At 40.9% G+C, this 18531-nt stretch carries 12 protein-coding genes; 4 read left to right on the plus strand and 8 right to left on the minus strand.

What is annotated here, in order from left to right; genetic code table 11:
• Positions 1-51 precede the first annotated feature (51 nt).
• The 6 genes from EXT43_RS10955 to bcsR are packed head-to-tail and all read right to left on the minus strand — an operon-like array spanning position 52 to position 10817.
• A complete protein-coding gene (locus EXT43_RS10955) occupies positions 52-3864 on the minus strand; it encodes a cellulose synthase subunit BcsC-related outer membrane protein (protein ID WP_130166977.1) in 3813 nt (1270 codons plus the stop codon).
• Positions 3855-4970: a cellulose synthase complex periplasmic endoglucanase BcsZ gene (bcsZ, locus tag EXT43_RS10960; RefSeq protein WP_062564262.1), complete on the minus strand. Its 1116-nt coding sequence runs from the start codon at positions 4968-4970 to the stop codon at positions 3855-3857. The genes EXT43_RS10955 and bcsZ overlap by 10 nt, the downstream gene beginning before the upstream one ends.
• A complete protein-coding gene (gene bcsB, locus EXT43_RS10965) occupies positions 4970-7219 on the minus strand; it encodes a cellulose biosynthesis cyclic di-GMP-binding regulatory protein BcsB (RefSeq protein ID WP_130166978.1) in 2250 nt (749 codons plus the stop codon). Before bcsB ends, bcsZ begins: the two co-directional genes overlap by 1 nt.
• Positions 7216-9882: a UDP-forming cellulose synthase catalytic subunit gene (gene bcsA, locus EXT43_RS10970; protein ID WP_062564264.1), complete on the minus strand. Its 2667-nt coding sequence runs from the start codon at positions 9880-9882 to the stop codon at positions 7216-7218. The genes bcsB and bcsA overlap by 4 nt, the downstream gene beginning before the upstream one ends.
• Entirely contained in the window at positions 9872-10594 is a 723-nt protein-coding gene (gene bcsQ / locus EXT43_RS10975; protein WP_130166979.1) for a cellulose biosynthesis protein BcsQ, read from the minus strand. Before bcsQ ends, bcsA begins: the two co-directional genes overlap by 11 nt.
• A 10-nt stretch (positions 10595-10604) precedes the next feature.
• Positions 10605-10817 carry a BcsR/BcsP family cellulose biosynthesis protein gene (gene bcsR / locus EXT43_RS10980; protein ID WP_055021463.1) on the minus strand — a complete coding sequence of 71 codons (213 nt, stop codon included), beginning with the start codon at positions 10815-10817 and terminating at the stop codon, positions 10605-10607.
• A 122-nt stretch (positions 10818-10939) separates the two neighbouring features.
• Between bcsR and bcsE the strand changes: the two genes are divergently transcribed.
• From bcsE to tyrR, 3 genes are all read left to right on the plus strand, one after another.
• Complete coding sequence (gene bcsE, locus EXT43_RS10985; RefSeq protein ID WP_130166980.1) at positions 10940-12565, plus strand: cellulose biosynthesis protein BcsE; 1626 nt, start codon at positions 10940-10942, stop codon at positions 12563-12565.
• A 169-nt stretch (positions 12566-12734) separates the two neighbouring features.
• Entirely contained in the window at positions 12735-14315 is a 1581-nt protein-coding gene (gene bcsG, locus EXT43_RS10990) for a cellulose biosynthesis protein BcsG (RefSeq protein WP_130166981.1), read from the plus strand.
• Between the two features lie 94 nt (positions 14316-14409).
• Positions 14410-15966, plus strand: a complete 1557-nt coding sequence (tyrR, locus tag EXT43_RS10995; protein WP_054561931.1) for a transcriptional regulator TyrR — start codon at positions 14410-14412, stop codon at positions 15964-15966.
• A 66-nt stretch (positions 15967-16032) separates the two neighbouring features.
• On the opposite strand, the gene EXT43_RS11000 is transcribed toward tyrR, so the two are convergent.
• Positions 16033-16521: a hypothetical protein gene (locus tag EXT43_RS11000; protein WP_062564268.1), complete on the minus strand. Its 489-nt coding sequence runs from the start codon at positions 16519-16521 to the stop codon at positions 16033-16035.
• A 109-nt stretch (positions 16522-16630) separates the two neighbouring features.
• On the opposite strand from EXT43_RS11000, the gene EXT43_RS11005 reads away from it, so the two are divergent.
• Positions 16631-17161, plus strand: a complete 531-nt coding sequence (locus EXT43_RS11005) for a thioesterase family protein (protein WP_054561929.1) — start codon at positions 16631-16633, stop codon at positions 17159-17161.
• Between the two features lie 61 nt (positions 17162-17222).
• On the opposite strand, the gene EXT43_RS11010 is transcribed toward EXT43_RS11005, so the two are convergent.
• Complete coding sequence (locus tag EXT43_RS11010) at positions 17223-18467, minus strand: DUF642 domain-containing protein (protein ID WP_130166982.1); 1245 nt, start codon at positions 18465-18467, stop codon at positions 17223-17225.
• Between the last annotated feature and the right edge of the window lie 64 nt (positions 18468-18531).

Here is an 18531-nt window from a genome sequence, read left to right on the forward strand (position 1 = left end):
CCTTATGGAGAGGGGAAGAACTTGCGACACTTGCCCCTTGTGATGCGACAGTTAGTAGCTTGCATAAGGCACAACAGGTTTACCTGGGAAAGCCAGTTCGCTATACACCGGATTAAAGTAATAACGGAAGTACAGCTGAGCATAATTCGGCTCGTAAAAATCGGCCCGATCTAAGTTGACGTAACCACCAAAGAACCAATGAGGCGTGAATCGATACTCAAAACTTGCCCCTAAGTTATACGATAAACCGTTGCTGGTATCGCCTTCAAAGTAAGGCACAACACCCGTTACAGCTGTTTGAGCCTCTGCTTGGCCTTGCAAAATCGGGTCGTTAGGGAAAAATGCGATGTCGTCTGTCGTGGTGGTTGACCAAGATACGCCAGCGCGCAGTCGGTATACAAAATTATGACCAACTCGCTTATCAAAAATCACAGGTAATGAAGCGCCCAAGTAGTTTTGTGGACTGTAATAGCCACCATGTCCCCAGGTTTCTTCACTTAAATTATACTTATACGACCAGTGCAATAAGTTAAGACCTAGACTTAATTCGGTGTTTCTTTCGCGAATATAACGATAATAGCTGCCACCCAATAGGCTGTAGCTTTGATTGTCTTTTACGTTTTTACCTTGCAAGATTTGATAGTTAGTACTGCCCCAAAAACCCCAATCTAGGCCAAGGTCATGAGATAGACTAAGTTGTAATTGCGTAGCTCTAACACCGCCCCATACTTGGTTGGTAAAGACATCTTCAAGTCCGGCGTAAGATAATACAGAGCTGGTAACCGGGCGTTTATTAAACGTGACGCCATAACCAAAGTCGCCTAAATCACCATTGTAATTAACGCCCCACACGATATCTTCGACTAAAAAGCCAAGTGGAGTGGTACCAACATCAATTCGCCATTGCTCGTTTTGCCAAGCAAGGCCAATATCCATACCTTGTTGCTTTGGTTTTATACTTAAAAGTGGGCAGTCAAAAATACACAGGGCTCCTTGACCATAGCGGCTACCAGCAAAGGTTTCATCAAAGCGGGTTTCTTGGCTCGATATTGTCATTGGGTCTAATTTCACAATCCCAGTGCCACCCCATAGCGGGAAACCTGCTTCAATAGGCGTTGCCCCAGCGCCCAGTGTGGACTCATTTTGTGTGCTGGTTTGGCTACTTAAGTTGATTGCAGCAGTGATATACGCTTGCTCATCGCGCTCAATACCTTGCAATTGACGCTTGGCATTATTGACATACCAAGCTTCATTTTCATCAAGGGCATACAGTTCATAGTTCTGCTCATCGCTTAAGGTGCTCGTTGCCGTATCTGGATCAACGGCAGCGCGGTACCAGCTTTGCGCAAGCGTAGTTTGTTGCTTAGCTTGCGCAACCGCTGCTGCTTGATAATAAAGCTCTTGGTTGTTGTTGGATTTAGCTAGCAATTGCTCAGCTAGATTTATTGCGCTCTGTTTATCTTCAAATTGTTCAAGGGCTGCCATTAATTGCTGCTGACGATAGCTTTGCTCACTCGAAACTTGATTAATTTGCCCAGCAATGATGCGATCTGCTAAATCATCTCTTTGCTGCTGACGAGCAAGTGTCGCAATAGCTAAAGCAGTATCCGTTGACACAGTTTGTCCTTTTGCAACGTGCTGCTCAAAACGGGTAATGGCCTGGTTACTATTGCCTTGCTCGATATGAGCATTGATCAGCGCCTCTGACAGTTCTGGGTTATCAGGGTAACGTGTTGCAAGCTCTGAGAGCTTAGCAACTCGTTGGTTACTATCACTAAAGCGATTAACGTAATTAACTTGTAGTGCTAACCATTGTGATTGCTCTGCATGGGTTGCGTTACTCGGCAGTTGATAGTCTGCAAACCAGCTATCAGCAGCGTTTTTATCGTTGCTTTCAATTAGCCAATTTGCATATGTCATGTGCCAATATGGGCTCAAACTTGGGTCACGAGTAAGAGCTTTTTTCAGTTGCCTTATTGCATACTGCTGCTCATTAATTTGTTGCCATTGACTGGCAAGCTCAGCTTGCATTAAAGGTGTTAATGGCTGTGCTTCTAACTCGGTGAGCTTATAAATCACCGTGGCTTTATTAGTGGCTGTATTGTTGGCAGAGAGCCTTTCTAGTTTGGTATTAATACTTAGCTGCTCTGTAAGCACATTAATTTGTTCAGTGCGCGCGTTATTAGGAATGTAATCTAAGGTTGCCAGTGCTCCTTGGTAATCGTTCAACGAACGTAAAAATAGTGCATGGCTATAACGCAACTCTGCATCTAGCGGAAATTGCCACAAGGTTTTTTTATACAGAGCTTTGGCATGATCAACTAAACCTTGTTGTTGATATAAATTTGCAAGGTCGTAGTAAAGCCAGCTTTGACGTGGGCTTTGTTTGATTGCCATAAGTAGCACATCAACTGCTTCATCTAGCTTACCTTCAGCAGTAAGCTCATCAGCACGGGCTCGCAATTGCTGTGTTTGTAACAGGGTGTAATCTTCAGCAATTAATGCCTGTTGCTGACGAGTTAAGCCATTATAAAAACGATGACTACGAGCATAATTACCATCTGAGGCGGTTAACTCAAGCATGGCACGCAAAGTAGGCTGTTGCAGAGGATCGTCTTTTAGCACTTGCTTATAAAGGTTCATCGCGTTTTGAAGTTGGCCTGCTTGTTTGGCAAGTTCAGCACGGTAAAACAATACCGTATTAGGGTCTTCATTTAAGGTGTCAGCTAAATCCAGCTTAAGCGTAGCCTGTTTGAGTTCATTGCTACTAATGGCTGATTTAGCTTCATCTATGTATTGCCAAAAACGAGCAGTATTGGCGAGGCCTTTTAAAACTGTTATACGGTTTGCATCTATGCTGTATTTTTGAGCTTTTTTAAAGTACTGGTAAGCATTGGCATTACGACCTTGCCTTAAGTTCAATAAACCTAAGCTATTGTATATTTCAGGATCTTGAGGACGACGTCGCAGTGCTTTATTGAAAAGCTTTTCTGCTGCATCAAAGTGGCGTTTTTCAAGTTCGACACTGCCTTTAAGCCATGTCTGATAAGCAGGGTCTGCTTGCTTTTTTTGTTCAGCTAAATGCGCTTTTTTAAAGTCACTAAATTGTAGCTGACCTTTACTGCTTTTAGGGTAGGCTGCAAAGTAACGCTGATATTCGCGCTCAGTTTGTTTATTGAGCGGCATATCCTCAAGGGCTGCAAGCCACGCAAACTCAGCTTCAACACCATATTGGTTACTGTGTGCATAATGGCTCAGTAATTCTATGGCTTCTTTGTTTGTTGGGTTTTGCTTTAACAGATGTCTTGCGTAGGCAAGCTCAAAACGGCCACTATTTGGGTAGCGTTTTAGTAAAGAACGATAACCGCGCAGTGCTTGCTGATATTGATTTGGATCTTGAGCAAGCCAGTTTATGTGCTCCAGCTCATATTCAATATTAGGGTAGGCGGATTTAAATAGCCGATTGTAGATTTTTACCGCGTCACTGTATTGTCCGGCCCTGGCACGCAGCCTGGCTTGTTGAACCGCTTCTTTGTCTTGGTTATTGACGCGTGCAAGTAGGTTTAAGCTTGTTACGCACGGATGTGATAGGTTACTAAGCTCTGCTAAATGCGCATTGGCTTTGTCGGTTTCTTTGAGGCTATATAAAACGCGCACCTGGGCACATTGCACCTGGATATTTTTAGGTGCAATGCTTTGCAGCTTTTCTAAGCTGTCGCTCATCAATTGATTATCACGCTCAATTTCACCAAGTTGTACTTGGCTAATTAACCAATCAATTGATTGACTATCAAGGTCTTTGTTTATTGCTGCGGATGCACTGGAGCTTGCTAAAACTGCAGCAAGTAGCCACTTTATCGGCATTCATTGCTCCAGTTAGTTGTTAAAGCCCCGTTTTTATCAATACTAAAACGTTTGTTCAATGCGCTGTTACCAAATAAATACAACACGCTGTCGTAGTAGCGGCTGGTGGTAAAGCGGGTATCCATCATTATTTGCTGTTGTAAAGCCGTCACAGTTTGTGATGCATTATCTTCAGCAAGCAATGGCAATAAGGCGGCAACAAAACCACTTGGGGCGTTGCCTGCCGTTTTGCCTGTGGCAGCATTGGTTTCTAATGGCACTTTGCCTGAAGAAACAATGCTATCAACAAAAGGTTTAAACTGCTCTGTAAGGGCATTTTTATAGGGGGCATCTTCTGCCATCATACTGGCCCAAAGGTAGACGCGGATAGCATTGTAACTACCTGTAGCAGGGGCGCTTTTATCATGATAAAAGCCTTTTTCCACGCTGTAATTAACCCAATCAGGGCTCACGCCTTTTGGTGCTGTATCTATTAATAACTGCGCTGAGTTATCGTGTAATGTTTGCCAAGGCGAGTGCGGGTATAGGTGCGCAAATTGCGCAAATATAAATAGCGGTGCATAGCTTGGATTTAATTTCCAGCTACTGTCTTTTTCAAAACCTGTTGGCCCAGGTAAAAGAGTCAGACCGAGGTTTGGTATCTGCGCTGTTTCTTCACGAATGATGCGCTCAGCAAGCACTGAGCTGAGCACTGCGTAGCGTCTTTCATTCCATAAGATAGCCGCTTGCGACAGGGTATAAGCAATCCATAAATCTGAATCAGAAGCTGGATTTGAATCAAGGATTTGTCCTTGATTTTGCTTTATTCCCCATTGCCACGCTGGTAAACGGGTACTTAAATCACCTTCAGAAAGGTGTACTTCAGTCCACTCAAGCAACTTATCGAAGCTGGCTTTATCATTGGCAAGTAAAGCAAAGAATAACGCATAAGATTGCCCCTCTGAGGTGGTAATACTGTAATCACTACCCAAATCAATTACGCGTCCTTCTGGTGTAATGAAGTGAGTTTTAAAGTTATTCCATTGCGGCCAAGCGCTGCAGCTTAACTGAGCTAAGGCGTTGCTTGAAAAAACAAAAACGAATAGTAAAGAAGCGATAGTTTTCATTATGCCTGATCTCCTTCAGATAAACGTTTTTTGGTAAGTAGCGCGAGCACTCGCCACAACATAAATGAAATAAGTAATAGGGTTAGTAGTGATAGAATCGCTAACAATACTGGGCGGTCTGAAAAGTGGAACCAAATAAGGGTATGAATAGGCACGTGACCGACAAAATACTGTTCATCGGTTTTAATCGTTTTGATGCCTTGGCTATTGATAATGGCTGAGCTTCCCATTATTTGAGCTGTTTTATCATCATTCAGTAGAGCATCAGTGAGAAGTGCAAAAGCATTTTCATTACTGGCAATCAAAGAGACTACTGAGCGGTCTGAATCAAACGGTGACTGGAACCCGGACATCACGGCTAAACGACCAATGCTGCTTATATTTACTTTAATTTTTTCAGCACCTTTAGTGTCGTAGGCACCATTATAGATAGCTTGATCAACAATGCGTTGGTTGTTGTTGATAAGCACACTTAGGGCGCTGTCTTTGGCAAGTGAGTTTAAGAAAGAGTCAGGCTTACCAATAATAATAATGTCTTTATCGTTTAGCGCCAATTGGTTACTTGGAAATTGAATGTCTAAACGGTGCGCTGGGTAGCCTGTTATGGCACCCAAATGACCTGTGAAATTAAGCAATAAACTAATCGCGTTAACTGAGCTGTTAGCTTCCATTACAAGCGTGCTTTGGTGTAAATCGGCATATTTGGTGAATGGGAAACCGCCATTTGCAAAGGCGCGTAGGTTTGGCATGGCAATATAGTGATGGAAGTCACTTACATCAATGGTAGAGCTGCCATCAATTGCACCAAATTCACCGCCGGCAGGAATGGCGCTACACTCACCGGTTTTTACGACTGCAAAATTAAAATCATAAGTCAGCTGGTTATTTGTAGTTAAATCTAACCCTGTTAGCTCAAAGTCTTGACGAGTTTTGGTTGGATTGAATTCGGATAAAAGCGGTAATAAGGTATCGGTTGTAATCGTTTTACCGCCTTCGTTATCAAGAATAAAACCATCCACAAACTTACCGTTAATCAACATATTCAAACGCGACAAAATGTTTTGCTCAACAGGCGTGTTGCGGTAATTCAAGGTAATAGGAATACCATTTTCACGCCAAGTGAATAAATCTGGTGCAAAACGCAAGTCTAACCGAACAGGTAGACCGCGATAGCCTTCCGATTGCAGCTGAGTTGGGTATTCAATAAATTCATCAAAGCTTACTGGGCGATCAGAACGCACCCACAGTGGCGCATCGTATGCTTCTCGAAGTGGTAAGTTGCTAATTGCATCAATAGTTGCACTGCGACCAGTCATGACTTTATAGCCAAAGACTAAACCTACTACGGCTTCTTTCAATTGTGCTGTGTCTTTACCTAAAACAAGCAGTACTTTGGCGTAGCGCTGAGTAGGGCTGCTGATAATTTCTACAGTTGGCTTTTCAACATCAGGGTAATTCAATAAAAAATCAGGCTTGTTGTCGTTTGTTGCGAATACGACACTATGTTCTGTCGGTGTTGCATTAATTTGCACAGGGAACTGTGCTTTGCGCCATTTTGCTTGTGCGCCAAAAAAGCTTGATAGTGCAGCTGCTGCTTCGAGTGTGTTTTCATCAGGTTGTGATGCAAACACAAAAGGCAAAGTGACCTTGTTGTAATCTCGCGAATCAAAAAATGGTGCAGGGAAATACTCAAGTAAGCTTTCAAGAGCAAGTGACTGACGGTCAATAGAAATACGGCTGCTTTTACTAAGCTCGGCCCATATTGTTTTACTATAGTCATCCTGACAAACCAGATCGTAAAAACCGACTAGTTCGAAGCGAATTTGGTTAAAGTCTTTAATTAGCTTAGGGTTAAGAACAATACTGCGCTCAGAGACTGTGCCAATTGGCGTTGTCTTATCATCAATAGGTAGCACAGTGACAAGGTTTTCATTTAAGAAAATTTTCAAATGTGAGACACGACCAATAAGTGATGGTGAAGTTGTGTATGAAAAGTCTAGGGTCAGTTTTTTCCCTAATTTATCGAGGCGGTTTGTAAAATCAACACGGGTACTATTACTCACTCCATCAAGCTTGAACTTGCTTAAACCAAGCTTTTCAAAGCTTAGCGTCATGCTTTCAATTGGTGCTTGCTCTGGGTAACCATCATCAAAAATCGCTTTATTAGAGAGAGGCTCAGCACTTATCGCCCAGCCAGATATGCCGAGTGTGCCAAAAGCTAATAACAAGGTTAAAAAAGTTTTTATCATGATGTTTTTAGTACTTTTGTTGGTTTTTTAGGTAATAACGACGCCACAAAGTACAAGACTCTTGATGCAAACGCAATCGCGGGTCTTAATTCATTTGGGGCATGGAAAATCAAGTTCTTAAAGCCTCTTAGACTGGTATAAAAAACGTGAGAAAAGCTGTATGAAGGCTTGTCGTGTTTAAAGTTTTCTTGCCAATCAAGCCAAGCATCAGCACGTGAAAAAGTGCATTGAATAAAGGCTTTTTGTTTTTCTAAATCTAAATCCCTGAGGGTAAGACCCAGTTGTTTATCGCGGGTGTTACAGATATAAGTTGGGAATGAAAACTGCTTCAAGCCACGGCTCATGAGTAGCTCGACTTTATCATTTACACGGCAAAGGTGATTATGGTCAGTTTCAAGACCAACACCATTATTTGAGTAGTCCGTAATTTTTACTTTAATAGTACGGCCATTAGCAAGGCGAATAGCTGCAGGGAAATTTGCTTTAATGCGGTGTGAGCTGCGTACTTGTTTGGCTTCAGCGGCAACAGCCACAGCTGCACCCAAAATTATCACGTTATAGCTTGCCCAAAGCATGCTTATGACGAGTACACCTATTTGTGAACTATCGCCGAAGAGCAATCTAAACACGCCGTAGGTCATACCCAAAACGTTAACAAGCAACAAGATTATATAAGGCTTTGAAATCGTCCAATCGTAGTGATCTTGCTTGTTTAAACCGCCTTTTTCAGTCACGTTAAATTTACCCTTATTCGGGTTGATAAGCGCAACTGTCGTGGGTTTTAAAATATACCAAGCAAGTACTGACTCATAAACTTCGCCCCAAAATGAATAGCGGTACTTACCTTGAATTCGAGAGTTGGTTATTTTTACCTGTAACAGGGTTGGCACAATATAAAGAAAGATGGCAACAAACGGTGCATAGATAATTTGCGCATTAAAATAAATTAATGCCAGTGGCGCTGTTAAGAATACAATTCGCGGAATGCCTGATAAAAAGTGCAACATAGCGTTTAAATAGCACAAGCGCTGCGCGATATTTAGGCCTTTACCAAACAGCGGGTTATCTAATCGGAATATTTGTGCCATGCCGCGTGCCCAGCGAATACGTTGACCAACGTGGGCAGATAAACTATCTGTAGCCAGGCCGGCGGCTTGTGGAATATTAATATATGTTGTTTTGTAGCCAGCGCGCTGCATTCTTAGCGCGGTGTGGGCATCTTCAGTGACGGTTTCTACGGCAAAACCACCAATTTCTTCAAGGGCACTGCGCCTTAAAACAGCACACGAACCACAAAAGAAGGTTGCGTCCCACATATCATTACCATCTTGGATTAAACCATAGAACAGCATGTTTTCATTAGGGATTTTTCGATGGTTCTTTAGATTGCGCTCAAATGGATCGGCAGAAAAAAAGTGGTGAGGTGTTTGTACTAAACACACTTTACTGTCATTGATGAATTGTCCCATTGTCATTTGTAAGAATGAGCGAGCAGGGATATGGTCACAGTCAAAAATAGCAATGTAGTCGCCACTAGTTACTTTCATCGCATGGTTCATGTTACCGGCTTTGGCATGTTTGTTATCAGGGCGAGTTAAATAACCAACACCAATTTGCTTTGCGAATTCGGCAAATTCAGGGCGCTTACCATCATCTAAAATATAAATGTTAAGCTTATCTGCAGGCCAATCAATACTTTGCGCGGCGATTGTTGTTGGCTTCACAACATCAAGCGGCTCATTATAAGTAGGAATATAAATATCAACTGTTGGCCAGTTTGCAGTGTCTTTTCCTAACGCGATTGGTTTACGGTTTAATGGATTAATGGTTTGGAAAAAGCCTAATATTAGTACTAACCAAGCGTAACTTTCAGCAAGCAATAAACCAATCCCGAGTGCTAGGGCTAACGGGTCACCCCAGTTCAGGGTATCTGTGTAGCGCCACCATAGATAACGTGTAGAGGTTGTAACAGAAAGGGTGATCATCACAATAGTGGCCATTTTCCCTTCAACCCGCCTTAGAGAATAAGCAACCACCAAAATTAAACTAATGAACACTGCTTGCGCTTCAATACTAAATGGCACGGTTACAAATATAGCCACCGCAAAAATAATGAGAGTGAAAAAAGCGACCTTTAAGGTGCTGTTTCTCCAAAGTGGAGAGCGACTCACTGCTTTATATGATTTAGTTTTTGTTTGTTTTCTAGCAACTAACCAAAGCCCTTTAAAAGAGCGTACTAGTTTACTGTCTGCCAGTCTCAATAAGCGAGCTGATCGCGTGATTTTACGCCAAGATTTACGCTGTTCAACGGCGATATGTTGCTGTGAGGTTGTGGTGGTATTGAATAGCGCAAGGTACACACTTTGCAATACAATCCGAATGCAATTGCTTGGTGTAAGTACTGGTTGAGAAACATGAGGATACAAGCGTTTAAGTTTAAGCTTTAACTCACGTTTTTTATTGTTATCTAATTTAATAAACAATGACAAAAAAAGCACAAAGAAGGGGAGTAAAATCGCTCCCAATAGGCTCATTTTGTGTTGGTTGTAATAACTATAAAATTTTATAAATACGAAGCGCACAAGTTGCTTCGTTAAAAACAACCCTAAAATACCTTTAAATAGTCGGTGTGTGACACCGAGTGAATGGATGCTATTGGTCATTCTGACTCGCGCGGCTTACAAGCCAACCGGCTAGCGTTTCAAAGTCATCATTAGCAACGCTGTATGGAGCACAGTTAATCGCCACATTTCTAAATGCAGTTGCTTCTTTGATGACTTCATCTTTATTGATATATAGAGGTGCAATTAATGGTAATTCAGTTTGCCAAAGCTGCAATAAATCTGATTCAAGCTCAGAGGCTGAATTATATTTATTGGTTAAAAAATAATGCTGCCAAGATGATTCAGCCTGCTTTAGAGTGTTTAAACGTTTGAAAGCAAAACTGTGACAAATAGTATCACAATTAATAATCTCAAGGAATATATCGTCTTCATTTAGTGAATAGCGGTGCACATCAACATTGGCTGGGCAGTCAAATAAAAACCAGCTGTCATCGCTGTCATTAAGCTGCTGACAACTCTCTATAATGCTTGAAAAGTCTAACCCTAAGTTCGAACGGCTACCATAGGGTAAAAACTTTACGCCATCGTTATCTTGGTGAAACTGCTCACATGCAGAGGCAAAGTTTGGATAATCACTCCAGCCTAGCTGATGCTCCCATGCAAGACCAAGGTGTAGGCCTAAGTCGCCTTTTGGATCTAAATCGATGGCATACACAGGCACATTTGATTTTCTCAAAGCACAAGCAAGGTTGGCCACAATAGATGTTGTACCAGTGCCACCTTTAATTCCTTTTAAAAAAATTCGCTTCATTTATGATTCTTTATTGCGTTTTTGTTAATTTTTTCGTGCTCTGTGTTTGTGTTGTTGCTAATGCGATATCGTTAAGCAAGGGGTACTTTTCAATCGTTTTTCGATTTTTTTCAACATCAACAATTTCAACATAATCCGTTTCCTTACCGCCAAATTGGCGTAACAGCTTTTCAATATCGTATTGAGTTAAGGTGTGTGAATTTTTTACTGCAAAGTCATTCATCTAAAAAAACCGTTATGAGAAAAATTAGCTTAAAAATGTTCACGATCCATGGACATAATCTGCATTATATATAGAATAGCGTTTAAAACTAGTACTAAAGTATCTTTTTTAAGGGTTTGTTGGTGCCTCATTTAAATATTACAGGACTAAACGGAGCTTTCTCTGAGCTAAAGCGAGGCGCAAACTATGCTTTACTTGCCCCGCTAGATAATCAGTTATTAGAGTTAACAAGGCATCTTTTAACCAATCATAAAGACTCGGTTTTTTTGCTCTCTGAACAAGTCGAATTATTTTTCGAAGGAGAGGGAAGCGAGTTATTATTTACCCTGTTCGAACAAGGGGTACTATGTCCTTTCCATTTACATCATAATGAGAATGTATCAAAAAGTTTGCATTTTTCCCGTGGTGTTATTAACGAAATAAAACAGTATGAGCAACTAAAAAACAGTACGGTTATCGTGCATGTCGATTCAGAACATTTAGTCTCTTTGAACGAACAGCAGCTAGGTGAAAAACTAAAGCTCTATGTTGCTTTGTCACAGTCAAAAAATGTCACTTTAGTGTTTTTAATGTCAGGTGCTTATGTCAGTGAATTGAGACGTCAGTTATTAGCCTTAAACCGTTTCTTTGATGGCCTTATTTATATAACTCAAGAGGCCTCAATTCGCACTCTTGAGTATGATTATTGGTGTCATAAAGAAGGAGTTATCGCTGGGCGTTCGGTTAATTTACAGCTTCATGATGGTCAACTTGTATTAGTTGAGGTAGAGCAAGAGGCTGATGATAAGTCTCTTGCAACGGAGCAAGACTTTGATGAAGACGAGGTATGGCTTACTCGCAGTGCTGTACCTGAGGGTACAAAGCTACCCGTGTTTTATAAAATAATTGATGATAATGATGCTCTTTTTTCTAAAGGGCTTACCAAAAAATCAGCGACGTTAGTTTTTGCAGTTACCCGATACACTGATTTAAAAGCGTTAGCCAAAGATTGTTTCTCTCTTCGAAAGAAATGTGGTCGCCGACTGAAATTAGTAATTCAAAATGTTGATGGCATTATTCGTCACCAGGACGAGTGCTTATTTTTAACTTTAGGGGTTAACCTTATTTTATATAGTTATTCTGAGCCTTCGCGTTTACTGTCACAAATTCAGTCAATTCAAGGGTTTCAGTTTACAAGGCCACTACCGAAATCTATTGATGATGTTCTAAAATACAGCGAAAATGTATTAGCTAAAGGTTATTTGTCTCCAGATAAGTTCGTACAGCAGGTTGCTAAACATAGTGACTCAGCTGCCAATCTGGGTGTAAGTGGCGTGCTTGTTATGTTGCAGCTTTTACCGCGTATTGATGCCATACACCCATTACATTTATTTCATGTAAAACGTGAAGGGGATATTTTTAGTTTTGCTGATGGCACGGTTTACCTTTATCTACATGCTTGTCGAGAACACGATGTGGAAAGTGCGATTAAACATTTATTTAAATTACAGGTAAGCGACTTTTTTATGTCAAAAAATGTCATTGCTGATCATTTTTATATTCAGCAAGAATGTCGCCGCATGCAACGTCATTTTGCTGATACTGAAATAACCGACTTTACCCAGCAATTGCAAGAAAACGTCAGTTATATTTTTGATACAAAAACAGCAGACATTGCAAATTTAAATACAGAGACACCGGAATTTAAAAAAGTGATTCGACCTATATCTGAGCCAGTAAAAGTGACCTTAAAAGGTGAGCTGTCATGAGCTTAAATCAGTTTTTTATTACTTTTATTATCGCAATGTTAATCGGCATTTTGCTGAGTAATACAGGTAAGGTATTGTTTAATAAAGCAGTCGTGCTCTACCGAAAACTAACATTTAGGCATGTATTATTAACGCCTTATACGCCAAAACGACACAAGAAGGATAACAAGTGAGGCTTTCAGGATTAGGTATTTGGAATTTATACTTTTTAGTTAAGTTTGTTCTGTATAGCCGAGGTGATATTTCTTTTGATTTATTTGCAAACTTAGCATTTTTTGCTTTTCTAGCTATCTCTTTTCAACATGTTTGGTTGTCTCGAATCAAACATGCTATGAGTGTGCTGATAGGTGCGGCTTTATTGTATCACGATTCGTGGTTGCCCCCGATTTCTAGGCTCACCAAGCAAGCTGGCAATGTACAAGACTTTAGCGTCGGCTACTTTTTTGAGATCACAGCGCGCGTTGTTAGCCTCGATATGATTTTTGCGCTCTTTGCTTTAGTGGTTTTTTATTGGTTTACTGTTAAGTGGTTGCGTTACACCAGTATTTCAATAATTGGCTTTTTGTATGCGTTTTGGTTAAGTGGGGTTGTTACGAGTGATGAGGTTACAACTCAAGTTGCAAGCAATAGCCAAACTACAAAAAAGCAAGTACCCGTTTTAGTTTCTGATACAGCAAAACAAAAGACACCGGATCAACAGTTACAAGACTTTTACCAGCAACAGAATTTACTACAAAGCCAGTTTCCTGATGTATTTAATGGTCAACCATTTGATGTTGTTGTGCTAAATATTTGCTCTTTAGCGACGGCTGATTTAAATGCAATTGGTGTTGAGCCACGTAACTTATTTGCTGATTTTGATATTTTGTTTAGCCAATTTAACTCAGCAACGTCGTACAGTGGCCCTGCGGCAATTCGTTTATTACGAGCAAGTTGCGGGCAAACAAGTCAAGAGCAACTATTTAAACCTGTTGATGAGCAATGTCAGCTATTCACTAATCTTGCTGAGCTTGGCTATAAAACCAGTGTGGCTCTTAACCACGATGGACATTTTGATGACTTTATAGGTTTGATCAGACAATACGGTGGTGTTTCTGTGCCAAAACTGGATTTTAGCCAATTTAGTGCTGCGCAGTATGGTTTCGATGGCAAACCAATTTATTCTGATGCGGATATACTCACTAACTGGTTGAAAAAGCAAGGTTCGAGTGAGCAGCCTAGGGCTCTTTATTACAACACCATTAGCTTACACGATGGCAATCAACTTGCTGGTCGTGAACGTATGAATAGCTTTGAAAGCTATCCGCTTAGACAACAGCGCTTATTTAATGACATTGATAAGTTTATAACTGAGTTAAAAGCGCAAGGTCGTAATGTTATGCTGGTGGTTGTGCCTGAGCATGGGGCAGCCTTACAGGGTGATAAACTACAATTCTCTGGTTTGCGCGAAATTCCGAGCCCTTCAATAGTTTCAGTGCCAACTGCGGTTAAATTCATCGGTCCTGATATAAAGCATGATGGGCTGAATGTCGTTGATGAAACAATGAGTTACTTTTCACTGTCAGAGTTAATCAACAATACGATGAAGTTAGATTTGTTCACAGGTACGGTACCCATTAACCGAGTGCTTGATAATTTACCAACTTCAGCCAAGGTCGCCGAGAATGAAGATACGGTAATGATGTACATAAAAGGGCAGCCTTACATCCAATTAGATGGTGGAGAATGGACCAAGTACCCGACTAATTAAGTTATTTGTCCAAAATTGTTTACAATAGACTACCCAGCTGCAGGGAGTTAGCGTATTATTCTCATACTATAGGTTCCCGTTTTTTGAGGATGTAATGCGTTTAGATATCCACTGTGCTGACCGAATTGGTATCGCACAAGAGATTCTCAATATCTTGGTTAGTTACCAAGTTGATTTAAAAGGCATCGAGGTAGATTCGGTTAATTGTCGAATGTACGTGAGCTTTCCGCCTATTGAGTTTGAACAATTCCAAAAAATTATGCCATCTATCCGTTTGATAGATGGCGTGAAAGACGTTCGTACAACTGCATTTTTACCTTCTGAGCGAGAGCATAATGAGTTAAATACATTACTGCGTGCATTGCCTGACGGTGTGATATCTATTGACGCTAAAGGCTGGGTGCGTTTATGTAATGATGCTGCGTGTCGCGACCTGCAATTATCTGAAAGCGAAGTGATTGGCGCTAACATCAATAATCTGCTTAAAGGCTTTAATTTTACGCGTTGGTTAGAAGGCAAAGAAGTACTTGGCCAAACAACCCGAGTTGAAGTAGCTGGCGAAGACTTTATTGCCGATATTCTACCTATTTCAGTACCCCAAGGTGCTGAAGGGGATGTATTAGCCGGTGCCGTTATCAATATCAAATCACAAAGTCGCTTAGGCCAACAAGTCAGTGCGTTCCGTCGTTATGGCCAAGAAAGTTTTGCAACCATACATAACTTTAGTACTGCAATGCGCCGTGTGGTTCGTGAAGCGCGTAAAATGGCACAACTTGAAGCGCCAATCCTGATTACTGGTGAAACCGGTACAGGTAAAGAGCTACTTGCTCGTGCTTGTCATTACGCATCAAACCGCTCAGTAAAACCGTTTATCGCTTTGTCGTGTGCTTCGTTGCCTGATGATGTCGCTGAGTCTGAACTATTTGGTTACGCAGGCTATGAAGAAAACGCGGCACCAAAACGCGGCGTTTTAGAGCAAGCTGATGGTGGCACAGTGTTTTTAGATGAAGTTGGTGAAATGTCGACTCAGCTACAAACTAAGCTACTACGTTTTTTACAAGACGGTACCTTCCGAAAAGTCGGTGATGAAAACGAAGTAAAAGTAAATGTGCGTATTGTTGCCGCAACACAAAAAGATTTACCAGCGATGGTGCAAGAGGGAACATTTAGAGAAGATCTTTATTACCGAATTAATGTTTTGACCTTAGAAATAGCCCCATTACGTGATAGAAAAGCAGATATCGGCCCGCTAGCAGAGCACTTTATTCAAAAGTATGCCCAGCAAAATGGTCATTCTGTGCCTGTGATGTCTGAGGATTGTTTACGCTTTTTACAAGATTACCCATGGCCGGGTAACGTGCGCCAATTAGAAAATGCGATTTATCGTGCTGTGTCGTTGTTAGATGATAACGAATTGCGTATTGAGCATCTTCAGTTACCAACGTTTACCCATGATTTAGGTTATCTTGAGTCTGACTTTGAAGGAACCTTAGACCAAGCGGTAAAACGTTTTGAGGCGACTTTACTTCGTAAGCTTTATCCTGCTTATCCAAGCTCTCGTCAACTCGCTAAGCGATTAGGTTTGAGCCACACGGCAGTAGCAAATAAGCTTCGAGATTACGGTATTAACCGCAAAACAGTAAAGGTTTAATTATAAAGCTTAATTAAGCAAAAAAGGCTTAGGTAAAACCTAAGCCTTTTTCTTTTCGATTAAAAACTATTGTTTGGTACCCATATCCTTGGTGACACCATCGATAGCGATATTTTTAATACCCTCATCGTCGAACTTAATAACAACACTGATGTTGTTGCGGGCAAAAAAGTAGTCTCGATTATCAAGGCTGATAACATAATCACCTTTGACTGAATCGCTGAATTTGCGCTTTTCGAGTTTTAGGGTGTGATCAGCAATTTGCCAGTTGAAGCCTTCAATAAAGCCATTATTAAATTCCTGAACCCATACCTGTTGCTCGTCTTTGCTGAGTGTAATCGCCACAGAATATGACTCAGGTAATGACATATCATAGCTTTTATCACCAATAGTGAACTTTTCAGCATCTTGTTGCCAAGCAAAGCCAAATTTAAAGGCTTTTTCAACACCCGTTGGGTACTTTAAGGTTCCATCCCCAGCAAAGTTAAAATCTGCAAAGGCAGAGCTGGTAAATAAACTGGCTGAAAACAGAGTGACCAAACTAAATAATTTCATTAGGTTATTCTTTTTTTATACTAATATATGCACAGATTAGAGCAGAATATTCGCCTTAGCAATATGCTGTGATACACTTTGTGCATTATCAACTGGTTAGACCTTTTCCGTGAACCTCTATTTTCGACTTATACTACTGTTTTTTAAAATTAAACGTAATCGTGATTATCAGCAATTGTTAGACACGATTGATATTGAATTTAAAGCGTTACCAACCGATTGCGATATCAATTTTCATCTAACTAATTCTCGTTATTTAGCAATGATGGATCTTGCCCGTACTTGGATGACTGAGCGAGTAGGCTTGTTAAAGCACATAATGAAGCGCCGCTGGTTTCCAATCGTTAATGCAACTGCAATTACCTATATTCGCGATATTAAGCCAATGCAAAAGTACACAGTTAGCACTCGCTTGGTTGGCTGGGATCATAAATACTTTTACATTGAGCAAAAGTTTCACTCAGAAAGAGGTTTGCATGCAATTGCTTATGTGCGTGGTGTATTTAAACGTAAAAAAGGTGTTGTGAGCGTTGAAGAAATGCTTGAAGTTGCAGGCTTTAGCGGAGTTGCACCTATTTTGCCAGCAGAAGTGATGCACTGGAAAGAAATGTTAGAGCAAAAGAAGCTCACTAATAAGTGATACCCAAGATTAGCTAAAAAAAATGCCAGCTAAGCTGGCATTTTATGGCTTTAAACACAGTTTACTCTGCTGCGCAAACTGCTTCACTAACAAACGTTAAATCGTTTACGTGTGCCGGACCATCCATTACGAATGTCGCTTCAGCGGTGTTTTGATCTAAGGTGTAGATTTTTGCATTCTCGCCGCTTTCTCTACCTGAAATATAAATTGTACCGTCATCAGCAATCGCAATACCTGACGCCCAATTAACACCGTGCTCACCGATTCGGGTTAATTCAAGGTTACCTTCGTCCACTGTGTAAAGTGCTTGACCTGTTAACACGTAAAGTACGTTGTAATCACTTGAATAAGCGATGTCGCCGTCTGCAAATGTATCGCCTTCATACGATAGTTTACCTAATACCGTTTTTTCACCTGTAGTTAGGTCAAAATCATACATGTATGTTTTGCTTGTCGCACGTAAAGACAGACCATCCGCAGTCACTGTTGAGCGGTAAATTGGGAATGATGTCGCATCGGCAACTTCAGCTTGCGTGTCTGTAGCTAAATCTAAGCTATAGATTTTTGACGCTTTGCTGCTTTTATCAAGTTGCTCCATGAAGTACAGCATACCGTCTTTGCTAGCAATATTTGATGCTGTATTGCTCAGGCCAGCAACTACAGTTACAGCGCTTGATTCTGGGTTAAAGTGATACACATAGCCTTCAGTCTCAGAACCAAAGTTATTAATACCATATAAACCGGTTACAACTGCACATGGTGCCGGAATTTCAGTCACTACGACGTTGTCGATGAATGCACCTACTGAATCAGATGTCCCCGCGCCTGCAAAGCTTAACACTGAGCTTGCGCTGTCAGCCTCAACTGTAAAGCTGTATTTAGTCCAGCCTTTTGTGCTGCTGTTGACAACGGCTAATGATTCACCATTCCAGAAAACTTCTGCTTTATTTGTTTGTTCATTGCCTGTTACACGTGCAGAATAGTAAAAGCTCACTTCATATTGATTCCCAGCAGTCGTCGCAATTGCTTGCGAAATACTGTAGTTGGCTGTTGAATCAAGCTCAATGAGTTGCTCACCATCTTGTGCAGGAATAATTCCAAGTTTATTGGTTTGAATTTCAAATTTAGCGTTAGTGCTACGAGTCCAACCAGGTATTACATCAAATAACTGCCATTGACCATTGTGAGCGGTCACTGTATCTGTATTTTCAAATGATCCGTTTTCTACTAAATTTGTGCCAGCCATTGCGATCGTTGATGCAATAGCTAAAGGTAAAATTGCTAGTTTAGTAACCAAGCTTTTCATGACACTCTCCGTTAGGTGATTAACATAAAATTAATATTGAATAGTATAATTTTACTGCTTTAAA

It is taken from the genome of Pseudoalteromonas sp. CO109Y, assembly GCF_004208935.1.
Lineage (GTDB): Bacteria > Pseudomonadota > Gammaproteobacteria > Enterobacterales > Alteromonadaceae > Pseudoalteromonas > Pseudoalteromonas shioyasakiensis.

Bases quoted from the DNA above. Each gene is read 5' to 3' on its own strand.
- EXT43_RS10955 (WP_130166977.1), bottom strand. From the start codon at position 3,864: ATGCCGATAAAGTGGCTACTTGCTGCAGTTTTAGCAAGCTCCAGTGCA.
- bcsZ (WP_062564262.1), bottom strand. From the start codon at position 4,970: ATGAAAACTATCGCTTCTTTACTATTCGTTTTTGTTTTTTCAAGCAAC.
- bcsB (WP_130166978.1), bottom strand. From the start codon at position 7,219: ATGATAAAAACTTTTTTAACCTTGTTATTAGCTTTTGGCACACTCGGC.
- bcsA (WP_062564264.1), bottom strand. From the start codon at position 9,882: ATGACCAATAGCATCCATTCACTCGGTGTCACACACCGACTATTTAAA.
- bcsQ (WP_130166979.1), bottom strand. From the start codon at position 10,594: ATGAAGCGAATTTTTTTAAAAGGAATTAAAGGTGGCACTGGTACAACA.
- bcsR (WP_055021463.1), bottom strand. From the start codon at position 10,817: ATGAATGACTTTGCAGTAAAAAATTCACACACCTTAACTCAATACGAT.
- tyrR (WP_054561931.1), top strand. From the start codon at position 14,410: ATGCGTTTAGATATCCACTGTGCTGACCGAATTGGTATCGCACAAGAG.
- EXT43_RS11000 (WP_062564268.1), bottom strand. From the start codon at position 16,521: ATGAAATTATTTAGTTTGGTCACTCTGTTTTCAGCCAGTTTATTTACC.
- EXT43_RS11010 (WP_130166982.1), bottom strand. From the start codon at position 18,467: ATGAAAAGCTTGGTTACTAAACTAGCAATTTTACCTTTAGCTATTGCA.